The organism is Pseudomonas glycinae (genome assembly GCF_001594225.2).
In the GTDB taxonomy this organism is placed as follows: Bacteria; Pseudomonadota; Gammaproteobacteria; order Pseudomonadales; family Pseudomonadaceae; genus Aquipseudomonas; species Aquipseudomonas glycinae.
Window position 1 is genome coordinate 2,571,429 of record NZ_CP014205.2, and the last position, 25,883, is coordinate 2,597,311.

The following is a 25,883-nucleotide window of genomic DNA, read 5'->3' on the forward strand; positions in this document are numbered from 1 at the left end:
CATACTGCGCAAGAAGTTGCGCACTTGTTTCGTAAAAATGCTCACCAATTCCGCTGGAGGCCATGTGTTTCAAGGCTTCCAGCCAAGTGCGCAAGAAGTTGCGCAGTACTGCGCAACTTCTTGCGCACTTCGAGCTACCTGGCTGATCAAAAAACGCTCAAAGCCTCGATCCAGAGCGGTCAAGTCCCCGGCTCCCGGGGGCGCACCAAAAGCTGGCACGCTCCAACATCTTTGGGTTTTTAAGAAACCCTAAACTTGGCTCAGCAATCGTTGGTTACATCTTTGATTTCTCGCGGAGTAACTTGTGATGCTGATAATCTTGTTGACTATCAGTCTGACTCCACAAGCACCCACACGAATTGCTTGATTCAGTTGTTAAAGAGCGGTTGGTTAAGATCTTTCGTCTCAACCGAGGCGCGCATTCTACAGCAGCCTCATTTGCTGTCAAGTGATTATTTTCAGAAGCTTTCGAAGATTTCTTCAACAACTTCAACCACTTGCGCTTCCGATCTCTCGTTAGCGGGAGGCGAATTCTACAGCGTTACACGCTGCTGTCAACACCTCTTTTTCTCCGCTTTCGGCCGAGAAGATCGAACCGTTGAAAGCGCCGAAAAAACCAGCATCTCCAACTTCTTCCAGGCCTCGATAAACTGAAGCGACCCGCTTCGAAACTTACTTAACTCATTGAATCTCAAGGAGTTTTCCGTTTCGACTGCGCCGGAAGTGGGGCGAATTATAGAGACTCAGAATCTGCCGTCAACCCTTAATTTCGCTTTTCTTTCAATAACTTGCAGACAGGTCAAAAAACATCCAACTCCCTCTATATAGAAGAAGGATTCAGTATCCCTTCTATATGGAGAGAACCATCAGAGCACTCCATCCTCTTTCATCGCAGCCACTGCTCCAGCCCCAAGACCCAGCACCCGCTGCAAAACCTCCAACGTATGCTCGCCCAACAAAGGAGGCGCATGGCGATACTCGACAGGCGTGCGTGACAACCGGATCGGGCTGGCCACCTGCGGCACCATCCCCGCCAGCGCGTGAGGCAGCTCAATCGCCAACCCGCGAGACTTCACCTGTGGATCCTCAAACACCTGTGACAGATCATTGATCGGTCCACACGGTACACCCGCCTGCTCAAGCTGAGCCACCCACTCGGCAGTAGTCTTGAAAACCGTCGCCTGACGAATCAGCGGAATCAGCACCGCACGGTTCGCCACCCGCAACTTATTAGTCGCGAAACGCGGATCGTCCGCCCACTGCGGCTGCCCGGCCACTTCGGCGAATTTGCGGAACTGCCCGTCATTGCCCACGGTAAGAATGAAGTCGCCATCGGCCGTAGGAAAATCCTGATACGGCACGATGTTCGGATGCGCATTACCCAGCCGCTTTGGCGCAGTGCCCGTCGTCAGGTAGTTCATCGCCTGGTTGGCCAGGCACGCCACCTGAACATCCAGCAGCGCCATATCGATGTGCTGACCGCTACCATCGTGATCACGGTGGGCCAGCGCCGCCAGAATCGCCACGGTCGAATACAGCCCCGTCAGGATATCCGTGAGCGCCACACCCACCTTCACCGGCCCCGCACCCTCATCACCTTCAGGCCGCCCGGTCAGACTCATCAGCCCGCCGAGACCCTGGATCATGAAGTCATAACCCGCGCGCTTGGCATACGGTCCGGTTTGACCAAAACCGGTGATCGAGCAATAAATCAGATCAGGATTGATCGCCTTCAACGACTCGTAATCCAGGCCATAGGCCGCCAGACCACCCACCTTGAAGTTCTCGATCAGGATGTCGGACTTGGCTGCCAGCTCCCGAACCAGCTTCTGACCTTCGGGACGCGTGAAGTCGATCGTCACCGATTGTTTGTTGCGGTTGGCCGACAGGTAATAAGCCGCCTCGCTGGTGTTCTCGCCGTAAGCGTCCTTCAGGAAGGGCGGCCCCCAGGCGCGAGTGTCGTCACCATTACCCGGGCGCTCGACCTTGATCACTTCCGCCCCAAGGTCGGCAAGAATTTGCCCGGCCCATGGGCCGGCCAGCACTCGCGATAAATCCAGTACCCGTAGATGCGACAGCGCGCCCATGGTCGCTCTCCTGTTAATAGAACGCCTGCAGGCCGGTCTGCGCACGACCGAGGATCAGCGCGTGAACGTCGTGAGTACCTTCATAGGTATTCACCACTTCCAGGTTGACCAGGTGACGGGCCACCCCGAACTCATCAGAGATCCCGTTGCCGCCCAACATGTCACGCGCCATGCGGGCGATCTCGAGAGACTTGCCGCAAGAGTTGCGCTTCATGATCGAAGTGATTTCAACCGCAGCAGTGCCCTCATCCTTCATGCGACCCAGACGCAGACAGCCTTGCAGCGCCAGAGTGATCTCGGTCTGCATGTCAGCCAGCTTCTTCTGGATCAACTGAGTGGCAGCCAACGGACGACCGAACTGCTGACGATCCAGGGTGTACTGGCGAGCGGTGTGCCAGCAGAACTCGGCAGCACCCAGCGCCCCCCAGGAGATGCCATAACGTGCGGAGTTGAGGCAGGTGAACGGACCTTTCAGTCCACGCACATCCGGGAAGATGTTCTCTTCCGGCACGAACACATTGTCCATGACAATTTCGCCGGTGATCGAAGCCCGCAGGCCGACCTTGCCGTGAATCGCCGGAGCGCTCAGGCCTTTCCAGCCCTTCTCCAGAACGAAACCACGGATGTCGCCGGCATCGTCTTTGGCCCAGACCACGAACACATCGGCGATCGGGCTGTTGGTGATCCACATCTTGGCGCCGGTCAGGCTGTAGCCGCCTTCCACTTTGCGTGCACGCGTAATCATCGCGCCCGGGTCAGAACCGTGGTTCGGTTCGGTCAGACCGAAGCAGCCGATCCACTCCCCGGAAGCCAGTTTCGGCAGGTACTTCTGTTTCTGTGCTTCGGTACCGAATTCGTTGATCGGCACCATCACCAGCGAAGATTGCACGCTCATCATCGAACGGTAGCCAGAGTCGACACGCTCGACCTCACGGGCAATCAGGCCATAGCTGACGTAGTTGAGGCCGCTGCCACCGTACTGCTCGGGGATGGTCGCGCCCAACAGGCCGACCTCACCCATTTCACGGAAGATCGCCGGATCGGTCTTCTCATGGCGGAAGGCTTCGAGAACGCGCGGCGCGAGGCTCTGCTGGGCGAATTGCTCGGCAGTGTCGCGGATCATGCGTTCTTCTTCAGTCAGCTGTTGATCCAGCAGCAGGGGATCGATCCAGTTGAAGCTAGCTTTGCCGCCCATGAGTGAGTCCTCGCAAATCGGGTGAATTAACGTGGCATTGATCCTAGGCCCGCTTCGCCATCCCGGCAAACGAGGTTTTTGCATCCTGTTGTGCTAATTTCTCACTCCGAAACGTCGCGAAACGCCGATTAAGCAATGTATTAGTGAGGTTGACGTACATGCGCCGCAAGATACCCAGCACCACCGCCCTGATCAGCTTCGAAGCCGCCGCCCGACACGAGAGCTTTACCAAGGCCGCCGAAGAGCTTTCCCTCACACAGGGCGCCATTTGTCGACAGATCGCCAGCCTCGAGGACTTCCTCAGCGTCGAACTGTTCCGACGCTCGCGTCGCGGAGTGAAGCTGACCGAAGCGGGGCTTTCCTACAGCCGCCGTGTAGCGACTCAGCTAGATGCCGTTGAGCGCGACACCCTGTCGGTGATGGGTCAGCAAGGCACCAATGTGATCGAGCTCGCCGTGGTGCCCACCTTCGGCACGCAATGGCTGCTGCCAAGACTGAAGGACTTCCAGCTCAAGCATCCGGAGGTGACAGTCAACCTGACCAACCGCACGCGCCCGTTCCTGTTTGCCGACACCGATTTCGACGCGGCGATCTACTTCGGCGACGCCGACTGGTCCGGTACCGAATCCCACAGGTTGATGGGCGAGAATCCGATGCCGGTGTGCAGTCCTGCCCTGCTCGGCAACAAGACGCATCTGACACCCGATGAGATCGCCGATCTGCCGCTGCTCCAGCAAACCACCCGCCCGTACGCCTGGCGACAGTGGTTCAACTCGCAACACCTGAACATTCCCCGCGACATGACAGGTCCGCGCTACGAGCTATTCTCCATGCTGGCCCAGGCCGCCATGCACGACATGGGCATCGCGCTGATCCCACCGTTCCTGATTCAGCGCGAACTGGCCGAGAAACGCCTGGTGATTGCCAACCCGAACGCGCTCTCCAGCATCAAGGCGTATTACCTGATGATTCCGGAGCGAAAGGTCGAATCAGCGTCACTCAAGGCTTTTCGCGACTGGCTGGTGAACCAGGCACACAGCTACAACCCCGAAGAATAAAGGCTTCCAACGATTACTAACCTCGTAGTCAGGAAAATAAAAGCCCTACAGATATAACTATTTGTCGCAAATAGACAGACTGTATCCGAAAGTCGTACAGACGTCCCACAAGCGCCTGCCGACGTGGCTTTGCGCCCTCATTCGCGACTCATTGCGACCTATTCACGTCACCGATGAGAAAATTCTCCAAATTCATCCAGACTCCTTGAAAGGCACGGCCTGCAAGGGATTCAACTGGCCATCTGCGACATTCGGTCACGGGATGACTTGTAGTTAATTTTCCGTCACCCGTCATAATCCCTTGAAGGGCATAAACTTCGCCTGCAAAATGCCGCGCCCCGCCCTGATTTGGCGGGATCGTGCTGATCGGCCGCCCCAGTCGCACCATCCGTAGTGCATGGGTTTACTCAATAAGATCACGCAGGAGATTTGACGTGCACATTGGTGTTCCTCTCGAAACCCAGACCGGTGAAACACGGGTTGCTGCAACCCCGGAAACCATTAAAAAGCTGATCAGCCAAGGTCATAAAGTCACTGTGCAAACCGGCGCCGGCGTTAAAGCCAGCGTTGTCGACAGTGCCTATGAAGCGGCAGGCGCAACCATTGGCAGTGCCAATGACGCGTTTGGCGCCGAGCTGATTCTCAAAGTGGTCGCGCCAAGCGATGCCGAACTGACGCTGATCAAGCGCGGAACGGTGCTGGTGGGCATGCTCAACCCGTTCAACAACGACACCATCGCGAAGATGGCCGAGTGCGGGATTACCGCGTTCGCCCTGGAAGCGGCGCCACGTACCTCCCGGGCCCAGAGCCTCGACGTGCTGTCGTCCCAGGCGAACATTGCCGGCTATAAGGCCGTGCTGCTGGCCGCTCACTACTATCCGCGCTTCATGCCGATGCTGATGACTGCTGCGGGCACCGTGAAAGCGGCGCGCGTGCTGATTCTGGGGGCCGGTGTGGCCGGGTTGCAGGCGATTGCCACGGCGAAACGTCTGGGCGCCGTCATCGAAGCGTCCGACGTACGTCCGGCCGTGAAGGAACAGATCGAATCCCTCGGCGCCAAGTTCGTCGACGTGCCTTACGAGACCGACGAAGAACGCGAATGCGCGGTCGGCGTCGGCGGTTACGCACGCCCGATGCCGGCGAGCTGGATGCAGCGTCAGGCCCAGGCCGTGCACGAGCGCGCCAAGCAGGCTGACATCGTCATCACCACCGCACTGATTCCGGGCCGCAAGGCGCCGACGCTGTTGAGCGCGGACACCGTGGCGCAGATGAAACCCGGCTCGGTGGTTATCGACCTCGCGGCAGCCCAGGGTGGCAACTGCCCGCTGACCGTGGCCGATCAGGTCGTGATCGAGAACGGCGTGACCATCGTCGGCCCGACCAACCTCGCCGGTGAAGTCGCCGCAGACGCCTCGGCGCTGTACGCACGCAACCTGCTGGACTTCCTGAAGCTGGTCTTCACCAAAGAAGGCCAGCTCGAAGTGAACCTCGAAGACGATATCGTCGCCGCGTGCCTGATGTGCCGCGACGGCCAAGTCATCCGCAAAAACGCCTAAGCAGGGATTCAGACGATGGAAGAGCTTATCTCCCCCGGTATCTACAACCTGATCATCTTCGTGCTGGCGATTTATGTCGGTTACCACGTGGTCTGGAACGTTACACCCGCGCTGCATACGCCTTTGATGGCAGTGACCAACGCCATTTCGGCGATCGTGATCGTCGGCGCCATGCTCGCGGCCGCACTGACCGTCACCCCGCTGGGCAAGACCATGGGCACCCTCGCCGTGGCACTGGCCGCGGTCAACGTGTTCGGTGGCTTCCTGGTGACCCGCCGCATGCTTGAGATGTTCAAGAAGAAAGCCCCGAAAGCAAAAGAAGAGGCGCCTAAGTAATGAGCATGAACCTCGTCACGACGCTCTACCTGATCGCGTCGATCTGCTTCATCCAGGCCCTCAAGGGGCTGTCGCACCCGACCACGTCGCGCCGCGGCAACCTGTTCGGCATGCTCGGCATGGCGCTGGCAATCATCACCACTGTCGGCCTCATCTATAAGCTGGGCGCTGAGCTGGCGACCGCAGGCATCGGTTATGTAATTGTCGGCCTGCTGATCGGCGGCACCGCCGGTTCGATCATGGCCAAGCGCGTGGAAATGACCAAGATGCCGGAACTGGTTGCGTTCATGCACAGCATGATCGGCCTGGCAGCGGTGTTCATCGCCATTGCGGCCGTGGTCGAGCCGCAGTCGCTGGGCATCGTCAAGCAACTGGGCGACTCGATCCCGGCGGGTAACCGTCTGGAGCTGTTCCTCGGCGCAGCCATCGGTGCAATCACCTTCTCCGGTTCGGTGATCGCTTTCGGCAAGCTGTCGGGCAAGTACAAGTTCCGCCTGTTCCAGGGCGCACCGGTACAGTTCAGCGGTCAGCACAAGCTGAACGCAGTACTGGGTCTGGCGACGCTGATCCTCGGCGTCACCTTCATGCTGACCGGCAACCTCGCCGCGTTCGCACTGATGCTGGCCCTGGCGTTCGTCATGGGCGTGCTGATCATCATCCCGATCGGCGGCGCCGACATGCCGGTGGTGGTGTCGATGCTCAACAGCTATTCCGGCTGGGCAGCGGCGGGGATCGGCTTCTCGCTGAACAACTCGATGCTGATCATTGCAGGCTCGCTGGTGGGTTCGAGCGGTGCGATCCTCTCGTACATCATGTGCAAGGCGATGAACCGTTCCTTCTTTAATGTACTGCTCGGCGGTTTCGGCAATACAACAGATGCCGGCCCTGCCGGTGAGAAGGAAGCCCGTCCGGTGAAATCCGGTTCGGCTGACGACGCGACTTTCCTACTGACCAACGCCGACACTGTGATCATTGTTCCTGGTTACGGCTTGGCGGTGGCTCGCGCACAGCACGCCTTGAAAGAGCTGACCGAGAAGCTGACCCACCATGGCGTGACCGTGAAGTACGCGATCCACCCGGTGGCCGGTCGGATGCCCGGACACATGAACGTACTGCTGGCCGAGGCCGAAGTGCCGTACGACCAGGTGTTCGAGATGGAAGACATCAACTCCGAGTTCGGCCAGGCCGACGTGGTGCTGGTGCTGGGCGCCAACGACGTGGTCAACCCGGCCGCCAAGAACGATCCGAAATCGCCGATTGCCGGCATGCCGATCCTCGAAGCGTTCAAGGCCAAGACCATCATCGTCAACAAGCGCTCGATGGCCAGCGGCTATGCCGGTCTGGACAACGAACTGTTCTACCTGGACAAGACCATGATGGTGTTCGGCGACGCGAAGAAAGTCATCGAAGACATGGTCAAAGCGGTCGAGTAACCCTCGCCGGCAACACCGAACGCCCCGACTTGTCGGGGCGTTTTTGTTTGCGCAAACCGTCGGACAATTTGCCGCGTTGTTGCAGATCCAGTAACGGTGTTTTACTTGAAACCCGCTAAATAGACGCCTCGTTTGCGACCTTGGTAGCGGGACAGGCGCTCGCGAAATTCACTAGACTGCGCATCCTGCTACTCGCTGCCCGAGAAAATAATCCATGTACCGTGACCGTATTCGCCTGCCTTCGTTGTTGGATAAAGTGATGAGCGCCGCCGACGCCGCTGCGCTGATTGAGGACGGCATGACCGTCGGCATGAGCGGCTTCACCCGCGCTGGCGAAGCCAAGGCCGTGCCCCATGCGCTGGCCGAGCGAGCCAAGGTCACGCCGCTGAAGATCAGCCTGATGACCGGCGCCAGCCTGGGCAACGACCTCGACAAGCAACTGACCGAGGCCGGCGTGCTGTCGCGGCGCATGCCGTTCCAGGTCGACAGCACCTTGCGCAAGGCGATCAACGCCGGCGAAGTGATGTTCATCGACCAGCACCTCTCGGAAACCGTCGAACAACTGCGCAACCAGCAGCTGAAGCTGCCGGACATCGCCGTGATCGAAGCCGTGGCCATCACCGAACAGGGCCATATCGTGCCGACCACTTCGGTGGGCAACTCGGCGAGCTTCGCGATCTTCGCCAAACACGTGATCGTCGAGATCAACCTGGCGCACAACGCCAACCTCGAAGGTCTGCATGACATCTACATTCCGACCTATCGCCCGACCCGCACGCCCATTCCGCTGGTAAAGGTCGACGACCGCATCGGCAGCACTGCGATCCCGATCCCGCCGGAGAAAATCGTCGCCATCGTCATCACCCAACAGTCGGACTCGCCGTCCACCGTGTCATCGCCGGATATCGATACCAAAGCCATCGCCGATCACCTGATCACCTTCCTCAAGCAGGAAGTCGATGCCGGGCGCATGACCAACAAGCTCGGCCCGTTGCAGGCCGGCATCGGCAACATCGCCAACGCGGTGATGTGCGGGCTGATCGATTCGCCGTTCGAAGACTTGACCATGTATTCCGAAGTGCTGCAGGACTCGACCTTTGACCTGATTGATGCGGGCAAGCTGAGCTTCGCCTCGGGCAGCTCGATCACCCTGTCGGAGCGGCGCAACAGCGACGTGTTCGGCAACCTGGAGAAGTACAAGGACAAACTGGTACTGCGCCCGCAAGAGATCTCCAACCACCCGGAAGTGGTGCGGCGCCTGGGTATCATCGGCATCAATACCGCCCTTGAGTTCGACATCTATGGCAACGTCAACTCCACCCATGTCTGCGGCACGCGGATGATGAACGGCATCGGCGGCTCGGGCGACTTCGCGCGCAACGCACACCTGGCGGTGTTCGTGACCAAGTCGATCGCCAAGGGTGGCGCGATTTCCAGCGTGGTGCCGATGGTCAGCCACGTCGACCATACCGAACATGACGTCGACATCCTGGTGACCGAGGTGGGCCTGGCCGACCTTCGCGGCCTGGCGCCACGGGAACGCGCCCGGGTCATCATCGATAATTGCGTGCACCCGGATTACCGCCCGGCGCTGAACGATTACTTCGAAAAAGCCTGTGCGATCGGCGGCCACACCCCGCACATCCTGCGTGACGCCCTGAGCTGGCATATCAATCTGGAAGAAACCGGACGCATGCTGGCGGTGTAATCCGCACAGATTTTCCGCTGGCGCAAACACAGTTTCGTCAGCGGAATTTTGAAAACCGCCATAGCCGTCAAAAACTGTACTGCTGTACCGGTCTTTTCCTACGGCTTTTGCCTACTCTAATCATCGAACTGGGTAAAAATGCACCAAATAAGCGCAGACAGGTACAGTTTGCGCAATTTTGACCCGTACACCCCCTATAAACAGTTAACTGGTCACTCACAATACAGGTGAACTGTATCTAGAGAGTCTCGCCAAACGAGAGGATCATGGGCACCAGTTAAACCACTACCTAATCCCGCCACAAGCGGAAGGATGTCAACCATGGAACGTACACTCAGTTCCGAACTGTTCTTCGAAGACAAAGCTGTAAAAACCCAGGCTTCCCTGCCTCTGCGCGTTATCGCCAACCTGATGTTGTGGCAGCGCCGCATCTCCAGCCGCCATCAACTGGCTCGTCTGGATTCGCGTCTGCTGGCCGATGCCGGTATCAGCGAAGCACAACGCTACGAAGAGCTGAGCAAGCCGTTCTGGCGCTAATCAGCGTCGCTGGCTCTGGTCGCTAGACCCACCGCCAGCAACCCGAATTGAACACACAAGACCCGTCGCGGAAAACCGCGACGGGTCTTGTTGTTTCAGGGCAGAAAAATCTGAATATCCAGCCTGAAACACCAGACAGGTACAGTTTTCTAAAAACAGATTAATAACAAGTACAGTTACGCAAAATGTGTTCAGGCCAGCATCCTGACCACTGTGCGAATCCCGAACGGAAGCCTAAGATCCATGCAGAACGTGGCGAATGCTGTGCGACTGGCGTCTGACCTTCAGACACCGAGCCACCTCTCAATACGGTTTATCCACAGGAGTTCTCCCATGTCCCGTCTTCGCCTGTTCAGCGCTGCCGCCCTGCTGGCCGTCGCTGCCAACGCCAGCGCCACCAGCTTCATCGTGACCACCGACGCCGTGGTTGGCGCACTGAAGTCTTCTTCCGATGCCACCTCCGACGTCACCTCTTCCTTCCGTGATGACAAGATCGTGCTCGCTGCTCGTGACGACGCTGCCAGCTTCGTGGCCAGCGAAGGCGAGATCCGTGGCGTGAAACTGGAGAGCGCACTTGATCACATCCGTCATCAGGCTCCGCAACTGAACGCGACCGACGCACAGTTGGCCCAAGCCATCCTGACGATCTAAGCGACAGAAACATCGCGGGGCACGCCGGTCGTGTCCCGATGTTTCGGCGCTGGCTCTAGTCCGGGCATTGCGCTAGCCTTGGGACTCGCCAACAGTTGCCGAGTCCCATGCGTTTTCTTACAAATCTGCTTATCCCCTCTGTACTGATCACCGCCTGCTGGGCTCCTCTGGCAGACGCCTTCGACATGTCCACACAGAACACTGTGGTCAGCGTCTGGGCCACCGGCATGGTGTCTTCCGCGCCGTTCGACCGTAAACTGATCGTCGCCGCGCACGACGATGCCGCAGCGTTCGTTGCCAGTGACGGCCAGATGCGCGGCGCACAGCTCGAATCCGCCCTGCATTACCTGCGCAAGAGTCGGCCAAAACTTCATGTCAGCGACCTTGAACTGGCACAGGCAATTCTCGTCCAATAGTCATCCCTGTCCTTTCGGAGTCGTTCCATGCGTAGCCCGCTGATTGCTGCCGCCCTTGGCCTGCTGTTGTTGGCCGATATGGCCCAGGCACACACCCTGGTAGCCACCAGTAACATCATCGTCCGCGCCTCCCAGCGCACCATCGATTTCACCTCCGACACCACTACGTCGATTCGCGATTCGAAAATCATCCGCGAAGCCCACGACGACGCTGCCAGTTTCGTGGCCAGCGACGGTGATATCCGTGGTGCAAACCTGGAGGCGGCCTTCAATACCTTGCGCACCCGCGTGCCGGAAGCCCGCGACGCCAGTGATCAGGTACTCGCCGAAGCCATCCTCGCACTGTGAGGTCACTCGGCGCCTGGCTGCTGGCCGGGGCGTTGTTGCTGCTTGGCAACAGCGCCCACGCCGGCCTGCAATTGCGGCTCAAGACCGATGGCTTGAGCCCCGCCCAACAACAGGCCAGCCAGGCGTTGCTCGATGAAGCCATGCAGGTATTGCCGCCGAGCTTCATCGAACGCCTGGACCGGCGCATCGATGTCGGCTGGACCGACGACATGCCCGGCAATGCCTATGGTCAAGCGACGCTCGTCTCCGAGCTGGACCTGAACCGCAAACTGCTCGCCAGCCTCACCGATGGCAGCGCGGCCACTCAAAAAACCAATCGTCCCCACGGCACTGTACGCCGGGAACTGCTGGCCACGGTGCTGCACGAAATCACCCACATTTACGATCGCGCGCGCTTGTGGCCGGCGGCCGAACGCACGCTGATCCAGCGCTGTACCCGCCGCAACAACAGCGCCGGGCTGATCGGCATTCCCGATGAGTGCCGCGGCCAGAACGGTCGCCGCTTCACCCTCAGCGATGATCCACGCCTGCTCGATCTCGCCGGCTGGCAGCAATACGTTGGCCGTCGTGGCGAACGTGAACAGCACAACCGGCAGATCGCTCGCAGCCCCGACCTTTACGAAATCTCCAGCCCGAAGGAGTTTGTCGCGGTCAACATGGAGTATTTCCTCCTCGACCCGAGCTACGCCTGCCGCCGCCCGGCGCTGTATCGCTATTACCAGCAGCACTTCGGCTGGGCACCGCCGGCAAAGGATGAATGCGCCAAAACTTTCGCCTTCCTCAATGCCGGCAACGACTTTGCCAAACAGCCCCTGGGCCAGGTCGATCCGGAACGCGTGTACGCGGTGGATTATCTGTTGGCCGAAGCCAACCAGAACTGGGTCAGCCGTTGGGGCCACAGCATGCTGCGTCTGGTGATCTGCGCACCGGGGCGGCCACGCGGGCCGGACTGCCGACTGGATCTGGACCAGCATCTGGTGCTCTCATACCGCGCCTTCGTCGGCGACGTGCAGTTGTCGAGCTGGGACGGGCTGGTCGGCAAGTACCCGTCGCGTCTATTTGTGTTGCCGCTGGCGCAGGTGATCGACGAATACACCAAGACCGAACTGCGCAGCCTCGCTTCGGTCCCGCTGAATCTCTCGCGCAGCGAAATCGAGGGCGTGGTCGAACACGCCGCCGAAATGCACTGGAGCTACGACGGCAATTACTTCTTCCTCTCCAATAACTGTGCGGTCGAAGGCCTGAAACTGCTACGCAGCGGCAGCAACAACGCCCGGCTCACCGGCCTCGACAGCATCATGCCCAACGGTTTGCTGGAAGTGCTGAAGGGCCGAGGCCTGGCTGACACCAGCGTGCTCGATGATCCGAAAGAGGCGTTGCGCCTGGGTTATCGCTTCGACTCGTTCCGTGATCGATATCAGGCGATGTTCGATGTGTTGAAGAAGCAATTGCCGATCAAGCAGACAACCGTTGAAGAATGGCTTTCGCTGTCCGCTGAAGAGCGTCGCCCATGGTTCGAACGGGCTGACCTGCGCACCAGCGCCGCGCTGTTATTGCTGGAGCAGGCCAGTTTCCGCCGCCAACTGTTGCTGGCTCAGGATGAGGTGAAGCAACGCTACCTCGGCGCCCGGGAGCTGGAGAACGGTGGCATGGACAAGGCCAACGCGACCTTGCAGCAGATCCTCGCCAACAGCGGCTTCCTCAGCCGACCGGCAGAACTGCTCGACTCCCGAGGTTATGGCTTGCCGCAACCGAGCGAGTTCAGCAGGCTTGAAGCGGAAAGCAGCCAGCGCCAGAAACAATTGCTGGCACTGACCAGCGATCTCGATAAGGAAGTACGCGCATTGCTCGAGCCCAAACGAGCGGCCGAGATTGCGGCCAGCGAGGCCAACGTAAAGCAGATCGGCGAGCATCTGCGCAAATTGCACAAGGCCTCGGGCGGACTCGAGTTGCCCTGAAAAACAACGGCCCCGAAAACAAAAGACCGCAGCCTGTGAAGGCTGCGGTCTTTTTTATTGCCTGACGATCAGTACAGAACGCCATCCAGCACTTCGTAAACGATCCCGGTGCCCACCGCGATCAGCACGATGTCACCGCCGGCACGACGCCATTCATAACCCGGGTAATACGGCAGGCGACTCAACGCCCGGTTATCCAGCCGCTCGCCGTAATAGCCATGGGGCAGCGGTCGGCCACGTACCAGATGGATGCCTGGAGGGGGCGGCGCACCGCGAACGAAATAGCCATGATTGTCACGGATCACCTGACGCACCGGGCCGAAGTCCCGAGGCGGCGGGCCGCCGCGATGGTTGCTTTGCCAATCATGGTGATCGCCACCGCGATTGTCGTAGTGGCCCTGTTGCGGGCCGCCGTGGTCGTGATCGTCGCGCGGATCGGCGCTGGCCAGCAGCGGCGTCGCGCTGATCATCAGCACGCCCAGACTGGCAATCAGACGTTTCGGCATTTTCATCGGGTCTTTCCTCACTGCACTGACAGCAAAAAGGGGTTCAGAACGTGGCTCTGAACCCCTCGGTCTTGCTCAATTAGTCTGTGCCGCGAGGCCCTAATTCCTCTGTATCAGGAACTTTACCTTCAGCTGACGCGAGCCTTACGCACGCCTTCGGACAGCGCCGAACACAGGCTCAGCACGCCATCGATGGCCTGGTCCGGTGTGGTCGCGCTGGCGATGTGATCGATCAGTGCTGAACCCACCACCACACCATCGGCCAGACGCGCGATGGACGCGGCTTGCTCCGGCGTGCGGATACCAAAACCGATGCTGATCGGCAGGTCGGTATGACGACGCAGACGCACCACCGCTTCCTCGACGTGTTCCAGCGTCGCCGCACCGGCACCGGTCACACCGGCAACCGACACGTAGTAAACGAAGCCGGAGCTGCCGTTCAAGACTTTTGGCAAACGCGCATCATCGGTGGTCGGGGTGGTCAAACGGATGAAGTCGATGCCTGCCGCCTGGGCCGGGTCGCACAGCTCCGAGTTGTGCTCCGGAGGCATGTCGACCACGATCAGGCCGTCCACGCCCGCCTCTTTGGCTTCGGCGATGAAGCGCTCGACGCCGAACTTGTGGATCGGGTTGAAGTAACCCATCAGCACCAGCGGCGTGTCGCTGTTGTCCTGGCGGAACTCGCGAACCATTTGCAGGGTTTTCGTCAGGTTCTGCTTGGCGCCCAAGGCACGGATGTTCGCCAGCTGAATCGCCGGGCCATCGGCCATCGGGTCGGTGAACGGCATGCCCAGTTCGATCACGTCGGCACCGGCTTTCGGCAGGCCTTTGAGGATCGCCAGCGAAGTGTCGTAGTCCGGGTCGCCAGCCGTGACGAAGGTCACCAGGGCGGCGCGGTTCTGTTCCTTGAGTTCGGCAAAGCGGGTTTGCAGGCGGCTCATCAGTGTTTCTCCTGCTTGGATTGCTCTTGTTGAGAGTGTTCCATGTGGTGCATGACGGTCTGCATGTCTTTGTCGCCGCGGCCGGACAGGTTGACCACCATCAGGTGATCCTTCGGCAGCTTCGGTGCGCGTTTGAATACTTCGGCCAGGGCATGGGCGCTTTCCAGTGCCGGGATGATCCCTTCCAGACGGCAGCACTGGTGGAATGCGGCGAGTGCTTCGTCGTCGGTCACCGAGGTGTACTGGACGCGGCCGATGTCATGCAACCACGCGTGCTCAGGGCCGATGCCCGGATAGTCGAGACCGGCGGAAATCGAGTGGGCGTCGATGATCTGACCATCGTCGTCCTGCAGCAGGAAGGTGCGGTTGCCGTGCAGCACACCCGGTACACCGCCGTTGAGGCTGGCCGCGTGCTTGCCGGTCTCGATGCCGTAACCGGCGGCTTCGACACCGATGATTTCAACGCTCTTGTCGTCGAGGAACGGGTGGAACAGGCCCATGGCGTTGGAACCGCCGCCGATGCACGCCACCAGGCTGTCCGGCAGGCGGCCTTCCTGGGCTTGCAGTTGATCGCGGGTTTCCTTGCCGATCACCGCCTGGAAGTCGCGAACCATGGCCGGGTAAGGGTGCGGACCGGCCACGGTGCCGATCAGGTAGAAAGTGCTGTCGACGTTGGTCACCCAGTCACGCAGCGCTTCGTTCATTGCGTCTTTCAGGGTGCCGGTGCCGGCGACCACCGGGATCACCTCGGCGCCCAGCAGCTTCATGCGGAACACGTTGGCCTGTTGGCGTTCGATGTCAGTGGTGCCCATGTAGATCACGCAGTCCAGACCGAAACGCGCAGCCACGGTGGCGGTGGCCACGCCGTGCATGCCGGCGCCGGTCTCGGCGATGATGCGTTTTTTGCCCATGCGCCGCGCCAGCAGGATCTGGCCGATGCAGTTGTTGATCTTGTGCGCGCCGGTGTGGTTCAGCTCTTCGCGCTTGAGGTAGATCTTGGCGCCACCGCAGAACTCGGTCAGGCGCTCGGCGAAATACAGCGGGCTCGGACGTCCGACATAGTCACGCTGGAAGTAGGCCAATTCTTCTTTGAACGCCGGATCTTCCTTGGCTGCTTCGTATTCGCGGGCCAGGTCGAGGATCAACGGCATCAGGGTTTCGGCAACGTAACGGCCGCCGAACGAGCCAAACAGGCCGTTGGCGTCAGGGCCGTTACGCAGATCGGAGGTGTTCGAAGTCTGGGTCATGGTTCGCTCCAGCGGATTTCACGAGAAGACAATGGCGTCCACTCTACCCCTGACCTTCCAGGCTGAAAACCGATAAGATCGCCACAACCTGTCAGGAAAACTCACAGATATCATGAGCCATGACCTTCCCCCGCTGAACGCCCTGCGCGCCTTCGAAGCCACCGCCCGCCTGAACAGTGTCAGCCAGGCTGCGGAGCAACTGCACGTGACTCACGGTGCGGTCAGCCGCCAGCTCAAGGTGCTGGAAGAGCATCTCGGCGTCAGTCTTTTCGTCAAGGACGGTCGTGGCCTGAAACTCACAGATGCCGGCATTCGCCTGCGCGATGCCAGCGGCGAGGCTTTCGACCGTTTGCGCAGCGTTTGCGCCGACCTCACCCAAAGCACCGCGGACGCGCCGTTCGTGCTTGGTTGCTCCGGTAGCTTGCTGGCGCGCTGGTTCATTCCGCGACTGGGAAGGCTGAATGCCGATCTGCCGGATTTGCGTCTGCACCTGTCAGCCGGTGAAGGCGATCTCGACCCGCGTCGCCCGGGGCTGGATGCATTGCTGCTGTTCGCCGAGCCGCCATGGCCGGCAGACATGCAAGTCTATGAGCTGGCCAGCGAGCGCATCGGCCCGGTCATGAGCCCGCTGTTCAGCGGCTACCAGCGCCTGCAATCAGCACCGCCCATCGCCCTGCTCAACGAGCCCTTGCTGCACACGACTTCACGCCCGCAAGCCTGGCCGAGCTGGGCACAGCAAAGCGGCCTCGACGCCAAGGCGTTGAAACTGGGGCAAGGTTTCGAGCACTTGTATTACTTGCTGGAAGCGGCCGTCGCCGGCTTGGGCGTGGCAATCGCGCCAGAGCCGCTGGTGACCGAAGACTTGAAGGCCGGACGCTTGGTCGCGCCGTGGGATTTCAGTGAAACCCCGGCGCAACTGGCGTTGTGGCTACCCAAGCGCGCCGCAGACGGACGCGCCCGGCAACTGGCGCAGTGGCTCAGAAACGAGCTGCGCCAGGCGGATCACTCGCCGCGCTTGAACAGCAGATAAGCGGCCAGAAGACCCAGCGCACCAACCGCAACACCGGCAGTCGTCCACGGGTGTTCCTGTGCGTAATCGCGGGTGGCGATCCCGGTCTCGCGGGTTTTGACTTTGACTTCTTCGTAGGCATCGCTGAGCAGGCTGCGCGAATGTTTCAGCGCACTTTCGGCATTGCTTTTCAGCGCCTTGAGGGTCTTGCGCGACTCGTCAGAAGCGTCGTCCTTCAGGCTTTCCAACGATTTGAGCAGACTCTCGATCTCCGCTTCCATGCTTTGCAACGAGGCTTTGCGTAACGAGGTGTTGGCCATGGTGGCTCTCCTGCATTGGTGATGAGTGGCGTGTGTTGGTTGGGACTTCAGCGTTTCTGGAAAGTGCAGAAAATCTGAACTTCCTCTCGCCAGGATCGCCGAAATCAACACGGCAAATCGCTGCTAGGCTCAATTGCACACTTCAAGGAGAACACCATGAGTGACCATCACACCTACAAGAAAGTCGAGCTGGTCGGTTCGTCCACCACCAGCATCGAAGACGCGATCAACAATGCGTTGGCGGAGGCCAACAAGAGCATCAAGCATCTGGAATGGTTCGAAGTGACCGAAACCCGCGGCCACATCAAGGACGGCAAGGCGGCGCACTTTCAAGTGACCCTGAAAGTCGGGTTCCGGATTGCCAGCAGCTGAGTTTGGTCTACGCTTCTGAACTTGCGCGCTGGCCGAGTGCCATAGGAATGGCAATGCGCTACGAGGTGAGCGCATCGAGCGAATGGCTCGATGCCCGCCTTAATTAATCCGACCAGGGAGTGCGACCGATGAAGAAGTTGATATTGGCAGTAGGTTTGTTGAGCCTTGCGGGTGGTGCGTTTGCTGCCGGCAAGCCTTGTGAAGAACTGAAGGCAGAAATTGCGGCCAAACTCGATGCCAAGGGCGTTTCTAGGTATTCGCTGGAGATCGTCGATAAAGGTGCTGCAGCTGGCGGCAGGGTCGTCGGCAAGTGCGAGGGCGGCGCGAAGGAAATCGTCTACAAGCGCGACTGATCACGCCGGAAAAACAAAAGCCGACGCAATACGTCGGCTTTTTTTTGAACGGCAATCGGGCTCAGCCCTTCATCACCTGCGCCAGCAGCTCGTAGGAGTGCAGGCGGTCGGCGTGTTCGTACAGGTCGCTGGTGAAGATCAGCTCATCAGCCTGGGTCTGTTCGATCAGCACTTCGAGTTTCGCGCGGATTTTCTGCGGACTGCCGACCATCGCCAGACCGAGGAAATCCCCCACCGCCTCACGCTCGTGGGGCAACCACAGGCCGTCCATGGTTTTTACCGGCGGACGCTGCACCAGACTTTGCCCACGCATCAGCGCGAGGATTCGTTGGTACACCGAGGTCGCCAGGTAGTCGGCCTGTTCATCAGTGTCCGCGGCCACCAGCGGCACGCCGAGCATCACGTACGGCTTATCGAGTACCGCTGACGGCTTGAAGTGATTGCGGTAGACGCGAATCGCCTCGTGCATGAAGCGCGGAGCGAAATGCGAGGCGAAGGCGTAGGGCAAACCGCGCTCGCCGGCCAGTTGCGCACTGAACAGGCTGGAGCCGAGCAGCCAGATCGGTACATTGGTGCCGGTGCCCGGCATCGCGATCACGCGCTGATCAGGGGTGCGCGGCCCGAGAAAGCGCGCCAGTTCAGCCACGTCTTCAGGGAAGTCATCGGCGCTGCCGGAGCGCTCGCGGCGCAGGGCACGGGCAGTCATCTGATCGGAACCCGGTGCACGGCCCAGGCCGAGGTCGATCCGACCCGGATAGAGGCTTTCAAGGGTGCCAAACTGCTCGGCGATCACCAGCGGCGCATGGTTGGGCAGCATCACACCGCCAGAGCCGACCCGGATGGTCGACGTGCCGCCGGCCAGATAGCCCAGCAACACCGAGGTGGCGGAACTGGCGATGCCATCCATGTTGTGGTGCTCGGCGACCCAGAACCGGGTGTAGCCGAACTTTTCGACGTGCTGTGCCAGATCCAGCGAGTTGCGCAGCGACTGGGCCGGGCTGCCGTTCTCGCGCACCGGCACCAGGTCGAGGGTGGAAAACTTTACGTCGGACAGTTGCTTCATAAACCTGCATCTCCGATTGAGGGCGCAGGTGTGTTCTTGGCGAACGCAAACCTGCCCAATTCATAAGCGTGTTCTGTGCAATGAGGGCATATACCCGAGTTTCAATAGCCGATCCGAAATTTCCTACTAAAAAAGTCAACGATTTACTTGGGCTGAACTTTGTTCCGGCGTCTATCCTCAGAAGCCTTGCAGGCAAAAACCACGACGGCGCGGCGTTTCGCGCCCGATTTGAAGGAGGCACACATGGCTATCGTGAAGAAGGCATCCGCGCATTGGGAAGGTGACCTGAAAACCGGCATCGGCTCGATTTCCACCGAAACCGGCGTCCTGCGTGAAGCGCCCTACGGCTTCAAGGCGCGCTTCGAAGGCGGCAAGGGTACCAATCCGGAAGAACTGATCGGCGCTGCCCATGCGGGCTGTTTCTCCATGGCGTTCTCGATGATTCTCGGTGACGCCGGGCTCAAGGCCGACAGCATCGACACCCAGGCCGAGGTCACGCTGGATCAGGTGGACGGCGGCTTTGCAATCACCGCGGTGAAATTGATCCTCAAGGCAAAAATTCCGGGAGCGACCCAGGCGCAGTTCGAGGAGCTGAGCAACAAGGCCAAGGAAGGTTGCCCGGTGTCCAAGGTGCTCAATGCGAAAATCAGCCTCGACGCCTCACTGGTCAGCTGACTGCTTGAGCCGGATCAGAACCCGCCAGGCAAAAATGTGGTCGAATAAGTGACAGCAGCTTTCGCGCATCTTCGTGCGCGCTGCTTCGATGGAGCTTCAACCATGAAACGTTTTGCCTTGGCGGTTATCTGTGGCGTGCTGGCAACGTCGGCCTTCGCAGCGCCCAAAGACTGCGAAGAACTCAAGCAAGAGATTGAAATCAAGATTCAGGCGAATGCCGTGCCCTCCTACACCCTGGAGATAGTCTCCAAAGAGGAGGCTGAGAAACACGACATCGCCATGATCGTCGGCACCTGCGACAACGGCACAAAAAAGGTCATCTATCAGAAGAACGACCGCTGATACGCTTCAGATGATGCAGTAGACTTCGCGATCCTCGGCGACGATTTCCCGCTTGTCGTTATACAGGCGGGCACTCGGGGTGAAGGCCAGAGAACGGCCTTCCAGCCTGTAGCGCTGCCCCGCTTCGAAATGATCGTAGCGGATGGTCAGATAACACAGGCGCTCCACCGGGCCGGTCATCAGGCTGCCACCTCCCCCGAACACTTCAAAATCGAAGCGCACCCGCAACTCGTGGCTGCCGGGCGTTACCTGGAAGAAACGCCCGTCAGTCAGCCGCTGGTTGTCGAGACGCTCGGCCATCAGCAGTTTCCCGCCCGGGGACGGCGTCGAGAACTCGACCCAGGCCATGTTCGAGTCAACGGGGGGCAACGGCGTCTGGCAACCAGCGAGCAGGCCGGCGGCGAGCAACAGCATCAACGTGCGCATGATGAATGTCCGTGAGTTCGGACATCCAGCATAACGCCGATCAGGTTCGCTGGCAGCCTGCCGGCGTGCCCTGGCCCACCACATTGCGTTGTTGATCATAGAGTTTGGCCCACGGGCGGAAACCGATGCTTCCCGCCTGCAACTGATAACGCTGGCCGGCGTTGAAATCCTTGAATTTCACGCTCAACTGACAATCACGCCATAGCGGCTCGGCATCCGGGCCGATGTTGGTCGCCTCGACCGGAAATTGATAACGCACCCTCAGCTCATGGCTGCCGGGCTGCACTTCGAAGTAACGATGATCGACGGAAGCCTTGTTGTCGACTTCCAGCGCCTGCAACGCCGTGTCCTGTTGCCGGGCATCCAGATCGATCCAGGCTTGCGAGGGGTCAGGGGTCGGCATTCCGAATCCGGCACAACCGGCCAGCGTCAGCACGCTTCCTGTCAGTATCAACATGCGCATAGCGGAGCTCCAATGGGCGGGATAGTCTTGGGCAGACTTTCCGGGGGGATTTCTTATTTTGATCAGGCCGCTTCCAAGCCATGGGTTACTTGATCGCGTTTTGCGGATTTTGTTTCCGGGTGTGATGATTTTTTTGCTCAACGGTTGCTCAAGCCTGAGCTATTACGGCCAGCTGGCCAGCGGTCAGCTGCAGCTTTTGCGGGCGCGGGAGCCGGTGGCCAAGGTGATCGCAGACCCGGCTCGCGACGCCAAGCTGCGCACTCACCTGGCCCAATCCCAGAAAGCCCGGGCCTTCGCCAGCGAACACCTGCACCTGCCGGACAACCAAAGCTATCGCCTTTACGCCGATATCGGCCGGCCGTTTGTCGTGTGGAATGTGTTCGCCACCCCGGAGTTTTCCCTGAGCCCGCAGAACCATTGCTTCCCGATTGCCGGTTGCGTGGCCTATCGCGGCTACTACAGCCAGAGCGCGGCGCGGGGCGAAGCTGCGATTCAGCGCCTGCAAGGCATGGACGTGTCGATCGGCGGCGTCGAGGCCTACTCGACCCTCGGCTGGTTCAACGACCCGATCCTCAATTCGATGATGGGCTGGGGCGACGAGCGTCTGGCGACGCTGATCTTCCATGAGCTGGCCCACCAGCGCTTCTATGTGAAAGACGACACCGAGTTCAACGAGTCCTTCGCGACCTTCGTCGAGCAGGAAGGTACGCGGCAGTGGCGAGCATTTCGGGGCTTGCCCCCGGAAAACGACTCGAAGCTCAAGCAGCGGGATCAATTCATTCAGCTGATCCTCGGCACCCGTTCACGCCTCGAAAAACTCTATTCACAACCATTGGCGACAGCGCAGATGCGCGAGCGCAAGGCGGCGGAGTTCGAACGGTTTCGACAGGATTACCGAGCGATGCGCGATGACCAGTGGGCCGGCGACAAACGCTATGACGCCTGGGTCAATGCGCCGTTGAACAATGCACGGTTGTTGCCGTTCGGGCTGTATGACCAGTGGGTGCCGGCGTTTGCGGCGTTGTTCAGGCAGGTCGAAGGGAATTGGGTCAGGTTTTACGCAGAGGTCGAGAAGTTGGGTGGCTTGCCAGTCGTTGAGCGTAAGTCGGCTTTGAAAGTGCTGGCAGGCTCATAAATCTACAGCGGCTTTTTTGGCCCCATCGCGAGCAAGCTCGCTTGTATGTTTAGACTTGAAGGGGTGGGCGGGACTAAAAGCTCGATTCCGACTCTAGCCAGTACGGACCGTGGGAGACTTCTCGTCCCGCCCTTTCTACCTAAAGCGCCGATAAGGAATTCATCGGTAAAACCGACGATAGAGGCAAGCCAGCGCTACGGTAGACCCCGACAAGCTCTTAAACCCTAGCTCCGAGGATTCGTCATGACAATCCTTACCTCGCCAACAGTGATTGGTGTCGATGTGGCCAAGGCCGAAAACGTTATTTATCGCGAAGATCTGGAAATTACCCAGGTCATCAACAATGCCCGCACGTCTGTAGGTCGTTGGCTGAAGACCTTGCCCGCACAAAGCTCGATCGCCCTGGAAGCCACTAATCTCTACCACCTGGACACGGCCGACCTGGCCCATGGTATGGGGCATCGGGTTTACGTCGTGGACCCTTACCGGGTGAGCCATTACCGCGAAAGCATCGGTCAGCGTGCAAAAACCGACCCTTGTGATGCACGTCTTCTGGCGCGTTATCTAACCAGTGAACAGCACCGGCTGCGGGTCTGGAGCCCACCACCACGGCACTACACGGAGTTGAAACGTCTGCTTAACAAGCGTGCGCAGCTGATGAAGGCCCGAGTCAGTATCATGCTGAGCTGGTCAAACGAACCTCTCCTTGAAGATCTTTTGGCCTATGGGTTGGAGCATTTCAAACAGCTTGATCAGGCCATTCAGGAATTACTCCGCAAAGACAGCCAAGAGGCCGGCATTAGCGAAAACATCAGACGCTGCAAAGCGATTGAAGGGATTGGTGAACTCACGGCAACGGGCTTGGCAACTACGTATATGCGAGGTGAGTTCGCCAGCGCCGATGCGTTCATCGCCTTTCTGGGAATGGATTTGAAGGCAAAGGACTCAGGCAAGAAACACAGTCCTCGCCACTTGAGCAAAAAAGGTGACGGAGAATTACGGCGTCTTGCACACAATGCAGCTATGGCAGCTTGTCGGTCCCCTGTTTGGAAACCGTTCTATGAATCCTATCTGGCAAGAGGTCTAGCCAGAACTCAGGCTTTGGTCATCCTCGCCCGTAAGCTTTGCCGGGTGGCATTCGCCCTCATGAAAAATCAGAGCGAATACCAACCCAATTTAAGGTTGCAGGGTTCCCCTGCAACATAGAATCTCCCACAGTGAAACTCATTCTGGCTGAGCGATCTTGAAGCCTTGAGATTGTGGTTCCAGCCGAATCATCCGCTTCATCTTCCATTCGAATGCCAGCGTCAGGCTCACCGCCGCGCAGGCCAGCCCCAGCGCCAGACCCCACCAGACGCCGGTCGGCCCCCAGTGCAGATGGAACGCCATCAGCCACGCGGCCGGCGCGCCGATCAGCCAGTAGCAACCGAGCCCGATCAGAAACGTGGTCTTGGCATCCTTGAGCCCGCGAATACAGCCCATGGCAATCGTCTGCGTGCCGTCGAACAGCTCGAACCAAGCTGCCACGGCCAGCAGGCTCACGGCCAGACGAATCACCTCGGCAAACGCCGGATCGTCATGGTCGAGGAACAAACCGACCAGCTGATTCGGCAGTAACCAGAACACCATCGCAAACCCCAGCATCACCACCGCGCCGAACGCGATGCCGACCCGTCCCGACGTTCGCGCATCGTTCAATTGCCCGGCGCCGTAATGCTGGCCGACGCGCATGGTGATCGCATAAGACATCCCCGCCGGAACCATGAACGCCACCGAGACGATTTGCAGAGCAATCTGGTGCGCCGCCAGTTGGGTGCTGCCCATGGTGCCCATGCACAGCGCCGCGAAAGCGAACAGCCCGACTTCCACTGCGTAGGTGCCGCCGATCGGCAGGCCCAGGCGCCAGAGCTCTTTCAGGTACTGCCGGTTCGGCCGCGACAGGCCTTCGCGCAACGGGTAGGCGTCATAGGCCGGATGCCGGCGAATATGCCAGGCCAGTGCCAGTGCCATGCAGCTGGCGACAATCGCCGTGACCAGGCCGATACCGGTCAGCCCGAGTTTTGGCAGGCCGAACATGCCGGTGATCAGCGCGTAGTTGAGCAGGAAGTTGGCCACCGTGCCGGCGAGGCTGATAACCATCACGGGTGTTGCCCGGCCGATGGCGCTGGTGAAACCGCGCAAGGCCATGAAGCTCAGGTAGCCGGGCAGGGCGAATGGCAGGGCGATCAGAAACTGCCCGGCGGCGTTGACGTTGGTCTCGGTCTGGCCGAACAGCAACAGCACCGGTTTCAGATTCCACAACAGCAACCCGGCACCGAGCGCCATCAGCCACGCCAGCCACAGCCCGGCCTGAGTCAGGCGGGCGGCGCCGATGATGTCGCCGGCGCCCTGACGAATCGCCACCAGGGTGCCGACCGCCGCGATCACGCCGATGCAGAAAATAGACACGAATGAATAAGTGGCCGCGCCCAGGCCACCGCCGGCCAGCGCTTCGGGACTGAGGCGCGCCATCATCAGGGTATCGGTCAGCACCATCAGCATGTGCGCCAACTGCGAGGCGATCAACGGCCCCGCCAGCCGCAGGATGGCCCAGAGTTCGGTACGCACAGGACGCTGCATGTTTTCACATCCTTTTAAAAGAGGGGGCAAGAGACCGTCGATTCTCAGGGTTTGGCGCAGGTTGCACAAAGGGATAAAAAGGATGGGTGGCATGATTAAAACTCATCCTGCCGCGATTCTGCTAAGTTGACGCAATCCCGCCATTGGAGCGCTGTGCATGTCCCGTCGTCTTCCACCCTTGTATGCCCTGCGCGCATTCGAAGCGGCGGCGCGCCACAGTTCGTTCACCCGGGCGGCTGAAGAATTGTCGATTACCCAGAGTGCGGTGAGCCGGCACATCCGTACGCTCGAAGAGCACTTCGCCTGCCGCTTGTTCCATCGCAGCGGGCGCAACCTGCAACTGACCGAGTCGGCACGCCTGCTGCTGCCGGGCATCCGCGAAGGCTTCGCCGCGCTGGAGCGAGCCTGCAATACCTTGCGTGCGGAAGATGACATCCTGCGCATGAAGGCCCCGTCGACCCTGACCATGCGCTGGTTGCTGGCGCGGCTCAGTCGATTCCGCCATTTGCAGCCCGGCAATGAGGTGCAACTGACCAGTGCGTGGATGGATGTGGATTCGGTGGACTTCAACAACGAGCCCTTCGATTGCGCAGTATTGCTGAGCGACGGGCATTTTCCGCTGGACTGGGAAGCCAGTCTGCTGTTTCCCGAAGAGCTGATTCCGGTCGGCGCGCCGAACCTGCTCAACGATCAGCCCTGGGATGTGGCGCGACTGGCCAGCGCCGAGTTGTTGCACCCGACGCCGGATCGCCGGGACTGGCGTAGCTGGCTGGAGCACATGGGGCTGTCAGATCAGGTGTCGCTCAAGGGCGGGCAGGTTTTCGATACCCTGGAACTGGGCATGATCGCGGCGGCCCGGGGCTATGGGGTGTCCATGGGCGATCTGCTGATGGTGGCCGAGGATGTCGCGCAAGGGCGCCTGAGTCTGCCGTGGCCGACGGCGGTCGCCAGCGGACTGAATTATTACCTGGTGTGGCCAAAGACCCGTCCGGGAGGTGAACGTTTGCGCCGCCTCAGCGACTTCCTGCAAAACGAAGTGCGCGGCATGGCGCTGCCGGCGGTCACGCGCTTGAGCTGAATCGTTCGAGCCTGCACAATGCCGGCCTTTCGCCATAACCCTGTTTTTCGC

28 protein-coding genes are annotated in these 25,883 nt (G+C 59.8%); 18 read left to right on the forward strand and 10 right to left on the reverse strand.

Annotated features, from left to right (window positions below):
- Window positions 1-866: 866 nt before the first annotated feature.
- Entirely contained in the window at window positions 867-2,087 is a 1,221-nt protein-coding gene (locus tag AWU82_RS11500) for a CaiB/BaiF CoA transferase family protein (protein ID WP_064379314.1), read from the reverse strand.
- A 13-nt stretch (window positions 2,088-2,100) separates the two neighbouring features.
- Window positions 2,101-3,282, reverse strand: a complete 1,182-nt coding sequence (locus AWU82_RS11505) for an acyl-CoA dehydrogenase (RefSeq protein ID WP_064379316.1) — start codon at window positions 3,280-3,282, stop codon at window positions 2,101-2,103.
- Between the two features lie 158 nt (window positions 3,283-3,440).
- Between AWU82_RS11505 and AWU82_RS11510 the strand changes: the two genes are divergently transcribed.
- The 10 genes from AWU82_RS11510 to AWU82_RS11555 all read left to right on the forward strand — a co-directional run bounded on the left by AWU82_RS11510 (window position 3,441) and on the right by AWU82_RS11555 (window position 13,283).
- The gene (locus AWU82_RS11510; protein WP_064379318.1) at window positions 3,441-4,340 is read left to right on the forward strand and encodes a LysR family transcriptional regulator; all 900 of its coding nucleotides are present in this window, start codon (window positions 3,441-3,443) and stop codon (window positions 4,338-4,340) included.
- Between the two features lie 434 nt (window positions 4,341-4,774).
- The gene (locus AWU82_RS11515) at window positions 4,775-5,896 is read left to right on the forward strand and encodes a Re/Si-specific NAD(P)(+) transhydrogenase subunit alpha (protein ID WP_064379320.1); all 1,122 of its coding nucleotides are present in this window, start codon (window positions 4,775-4,777) and stop codon (window positions 5,894-5,896) included.
- A 15-nt stretch (window positions 5,897-5,911) separates the two neighbouring features.
- On the forward strand, window positions 5,912-6,232 hold the full coding sequence (locus tag AWU82_RS11520) for an NAD(P) transhydrogenase subunit alpha part 2 (protein ID WP_003220416.1): 321 nt from the start codon (window positions 5,912-5,914) through the stop codon (window positions 6,230-6,232).
- A complete protein-coding gene (locus AWU82_RS11525) occupies window positions 6,232-7,665 on the forward strand; it encodes an NAD(P)(+) transhydrogenase (Re/Si-specific) subunit beta (protein WP_064379322.1) in 1,434 nt (477 codons plus the stop codon). The genes AWU82_RS11520 and AWU82_RS11525 overlap by 1 nt, the downstream gene beginning before the upstream one ends.
- A gap of 214 nt (window positions 7,666-7,879) precedes the next feature.
- The gene (gene scpC, locus AWU82_RS11530; RefSeq protein ID WP_064379325.1) at window positions 7,880-9,373 is read left to right on the forward strand and encodes a succinyl-CoA:acetate CoA-transferase ScpC; all 1,494 of its coding nucleotides are present in this window, start codon (window positions 7,880-7,882) and stop codon (window positions 9,371-9,373) included.
- Between the two features lie 321 nt (window positions 9,374-9,694).
- Window positions 9,695-9,910, forward strand: coding sequence for a DUF1127 domain-containing protein (locus AWU82_RS11535; protein WP_011331828.1), 216 nt, complete (start codon window positions 9,695-9,697; stop codon window positions 9,908-9,910).
- Between the two features lie 333 nt (window positions 9,911-10,243).
- Window positions 10,244-10,561 carry a DUF2388 domain-containing protein gene (locus AWU82_RS11540; RefSeq protein WP_064379326.1) on the forward strand — a complete coding sequence of 106 codons (318 nt, stop codon included), beginning with the start codon at window positions 10,244-10,246 and terminating at the stop codon, window positions 10,559-10,561.
- 107 nt (window positions 10,562-10,668) lie between these two features.
- Window positions 10,669-10,977, forward strand: a complete 309-nt coding sequence (locus tag AWU82_RS11545; RefSeq protein WP_064379328.1) for a DUF2388 domain-containing protein — start codon at window positions 10,669-10,671, stop codon at window positions 10,975-10,977.
- 27 nt (window positions 10,978-11,004) lie between these two features.
- Entirely contained in the window at window positions 11,005-11,325 is a 321-nt protein-coding gene (locus AWU82_RS11550) for a DUF2388 domain-containing protein (protein WP_007953910.1), read from the forward strand.
- The gene (locus AWU82_RS11555; protein WP_064379330.1) at window positions 11,322-13,283 is read left to right on the forward strand and encodes a DUF7844 domain-containing protein; all 1,962 of its coding nucleotides are present in this window, start codon (window positions 11,322-11,324) and stop codon (window positions 13,281-13,283) included. The genes AWU82_RS11550 and AWU82_RS11555 overlap by 4 nt, the downstream gene beginning before the upstream one ends.
- Window positions 13,284-13,351: 68 nt before the next feature.
- Here AWU82_RS11555 and AWU82_RS11560 read toward each other — a convergent pair whose 3' ends face one another.
- The 3 genes from AWU82_RS11560 to trpB form a co-directional block, all read right to left on the reverse strand.
- The gene (locus tag AWU82_RS11560) at window positions 13,352-13,795 is read right to left on the reverse strand and encodes an anti-virulence regulator CigR family protein (protein WP_064379331.1); all 444 of its coding nucleotides are present in this window, start codon (window positions 13,793-13,795) and stop codon (window positions 13,352-13,354) included.
- Between the two features lie 122 nt (window positions 13,796-13,917).
- Complete coding sequence (gene trpA / locus AWU82_RS11565) at window positions 13,918-14,730, reverse strand: tryptophan synthase subunit alpha (protein ID WP_064379334.1); 813 nt, start codon at window positions 14,728-14,730, stop codon at window positions 13,918-13,920.
- Entirely contained in the window at window positions 14,730-15,977 is a 1,248-nt protein-coding gene (trpB, locus tag AWU82_RS11570) for a tryptophan synthase subunit beta (protein ID WP_064379337.1), read from the reverse strand. Before trpB ends, trpA begins: the two co-directional genes overlap by 1 nt.
- A 112-nt stretch (window positions 15,978-16,089) precedes the next feature.
- Here trpB and AWU82_RS11575 point away from each other — a divergent pair, with 112 nt between their 5' ends.
- The gene (locus AWU82_RS11575; RefSeq protein ID WP_064379338.1) at window positions 16,090-17,007 is read left to right on the forward strand and encodes a LysR family transcriptional regulator; all 918 of its coding nucleotides are present in this window, start codon (window positions 16,090-16,092) and stop codon (window positions 17,005-17,007) included.
- On the opposite strand, the gene AWU82_RS11580 is transcribed toward AWU82_RS11575, so the two are convergent.
- A complete protein-coding gene (locus AWU82_RS11580; protein ID WP_011331820.1) occupies window positions 16,980-17,306 on the reverse strand; it encodes an ElaB/YgaM/YqjD family protein in 327 nt (108 codons plus the stop codon). The two genes, AWU82_RS11575 and AWU82_RS11580, sit on opposite strands and share 28 nt — an antisense overlap.
- Window positions 17,307-17,462: 156 nt before the next feature.
- Here AWU82_RS11580 and AWU82_RS11585 point away from each other — a divergent pair, with 156 nt between their 5' ends.
- Complete coding sequence (locus AWU82_RS11585) at window positions 17,463-17,678, forward strand: dodecin (RefSeq protein WP_005783406.1); 216 nt, start codon at window positions 17,463-17,465, stop codon at window positions 17,676-17,678.
- 128 nt (window positions 17,679-17,806) lie between these two features.
- Complete coding sequence (locus tag AWU82_RS11590; protein WP_064379341.1) at window positions 17,807-18,031, forward strand: DUF1161 domain-containing protein; 225 nt, start codon at window positions 17,807-17,809, stop codon at window positions 18,029-18,031.
- A 61-nt stretch (window positions 18,032-18,092) separates the two neighbouring features.
- Here AWU82_RS11590 and AWU82_RS11595 read toward each other — a convergent pair whose 3' ends face one another.
- Entirely contained in the window at window positions 18,093-19,094 is a 1,002-nt protein-coding gene (locus tag AWU82_RS11595) for an LLM class flavin-dependent oxidoreductase (RefSeq protein WP_064379343.1), read from the reverse strand.
- A 243-nt stretch (window positions 19,095-19,337) separates the two neighbouring features.
- Between AWU82_RS11595 and AWU82_RS11600 the strand changes: the two genes are divergently transcribed.
- Both AWU82_RS11600 and AWU82_RS11605 read left to right on the forward strand, forming a co-directional pair.
- On the forward strand, window positions 19,338-19,769 hold the full coding sequence (locus AWU82_RS11600; protein ID WP_011331817.1) for an OsmC family protein: 432 nt from the start codon (window positions 19,338-19,340) through the stop codon (window positions 19,767-19,769).
- A 102-nt stretch (window positions 19,770-19,871) separates the two neighbouring features.
- Window positions 19,872-20,111: a DUF1161 domain-containing protein gene (locus AWU82_RS11605; protein ID WP_064379345.1), complete on the forward strand. Its 240-nt coding sequence runs from the start codon at window positions 19,872-19,874 to the stop codon at window positions 20,109-20,111.
- A gap of 6 nt (window positions 20,112-20,117) precedes the next feature.
- Here AWU82_RS11605 and AWU82_RS11610 read toward each other — a convergent pair whose 3' ends face one another.
- Window positions 20,118-20,537: a PA0061/PA0062 family lipoprotein gene (locus AWU82_RS11610; protein ID WP_064379347.1), complete on the reverse strand. Its 420-nt coding sequence runs from the start codon at window positions 20,535-20,537 to the stop codon at window positions 20,118-20,120.
- 40 nt (window positions 20,538-20,577) lie between these two features.
- Complete coding sequence (locus AWU82_RS11615; protein WP_011331815.1) at window positions 20,578-21,000, reverse strand: PA0061/PA0062 family lipoprotein; 423 nt, start codon at window positions 20,998-21,000, stop codon at window positions 20,578-20,580.
- Window positions 21,001-21,058: 58 nt separating this feature from the next.
- On the opposite strand from AWU82_RS11615, the gene AWU82_RS11620 reads away from it, so the two are divergent.
- Both AWU82_RS11620 and AWU82_RS11625 read left to right on the forward strand, forming a co-directional pair.
- Window positions 21,059-22,135, forward strand: a complete 1,077-nt coding sequence (locus AWU82_RS11620) for an aminopeptidase (RefSeq protein WP_064379348.1) — start codon at window positions 21,059-21,061, stop codon at window positions 22,133-22,135.
- A gap of 243 nt (window positions 22,136-22,378) precedes the next feature.
- A complete protein-coding gene (locus AWU82_RS11625) occupies window positions 22,379-23,341 on the forward strand; it encodes an IS110 family transposase (RefSeq protein ID WP_190241581.1) in 963 nt (320 codons plus the stop codon).
- Window positions 23,342-23,359: 18 nt separating this feature from the next.
- Here AWU82_RS11625 and AWU82_RS11630 read toward each other — a convergent pair whose 3' ends face one another.
- Window positions 23,360-24,754: a NorM family multidrug efflux MATE transporter gene (locus AWU82_RS11630; protein ID WP_064379862.1), complete on the reverse strand. Its 1,395-nt coding sequence runs from the start codon at window positions 24,752-24,754 to the stop codon at window positions 23,360-23,362.
- A 157-nt stretch (window positions 24,755-24,911) separates the two neighbouring features.
- On the opposite strand from AWU82_RS11630, the gene AWU82_RS11635 reads away from it, so the two are divergent.
- Complete coding sequence (locus AWU82_RS11635) at window positions 24,912-25,832, forward strand: LysR substrate-binding domain-containing protein (protein WP_064379864.1); 921 nt, start codon at window positions 24,912-24,914, stop codon at window positions 25,830-25,832.
- Window positions 25,833-25,883: the final 51 nt, after the last annotated feature.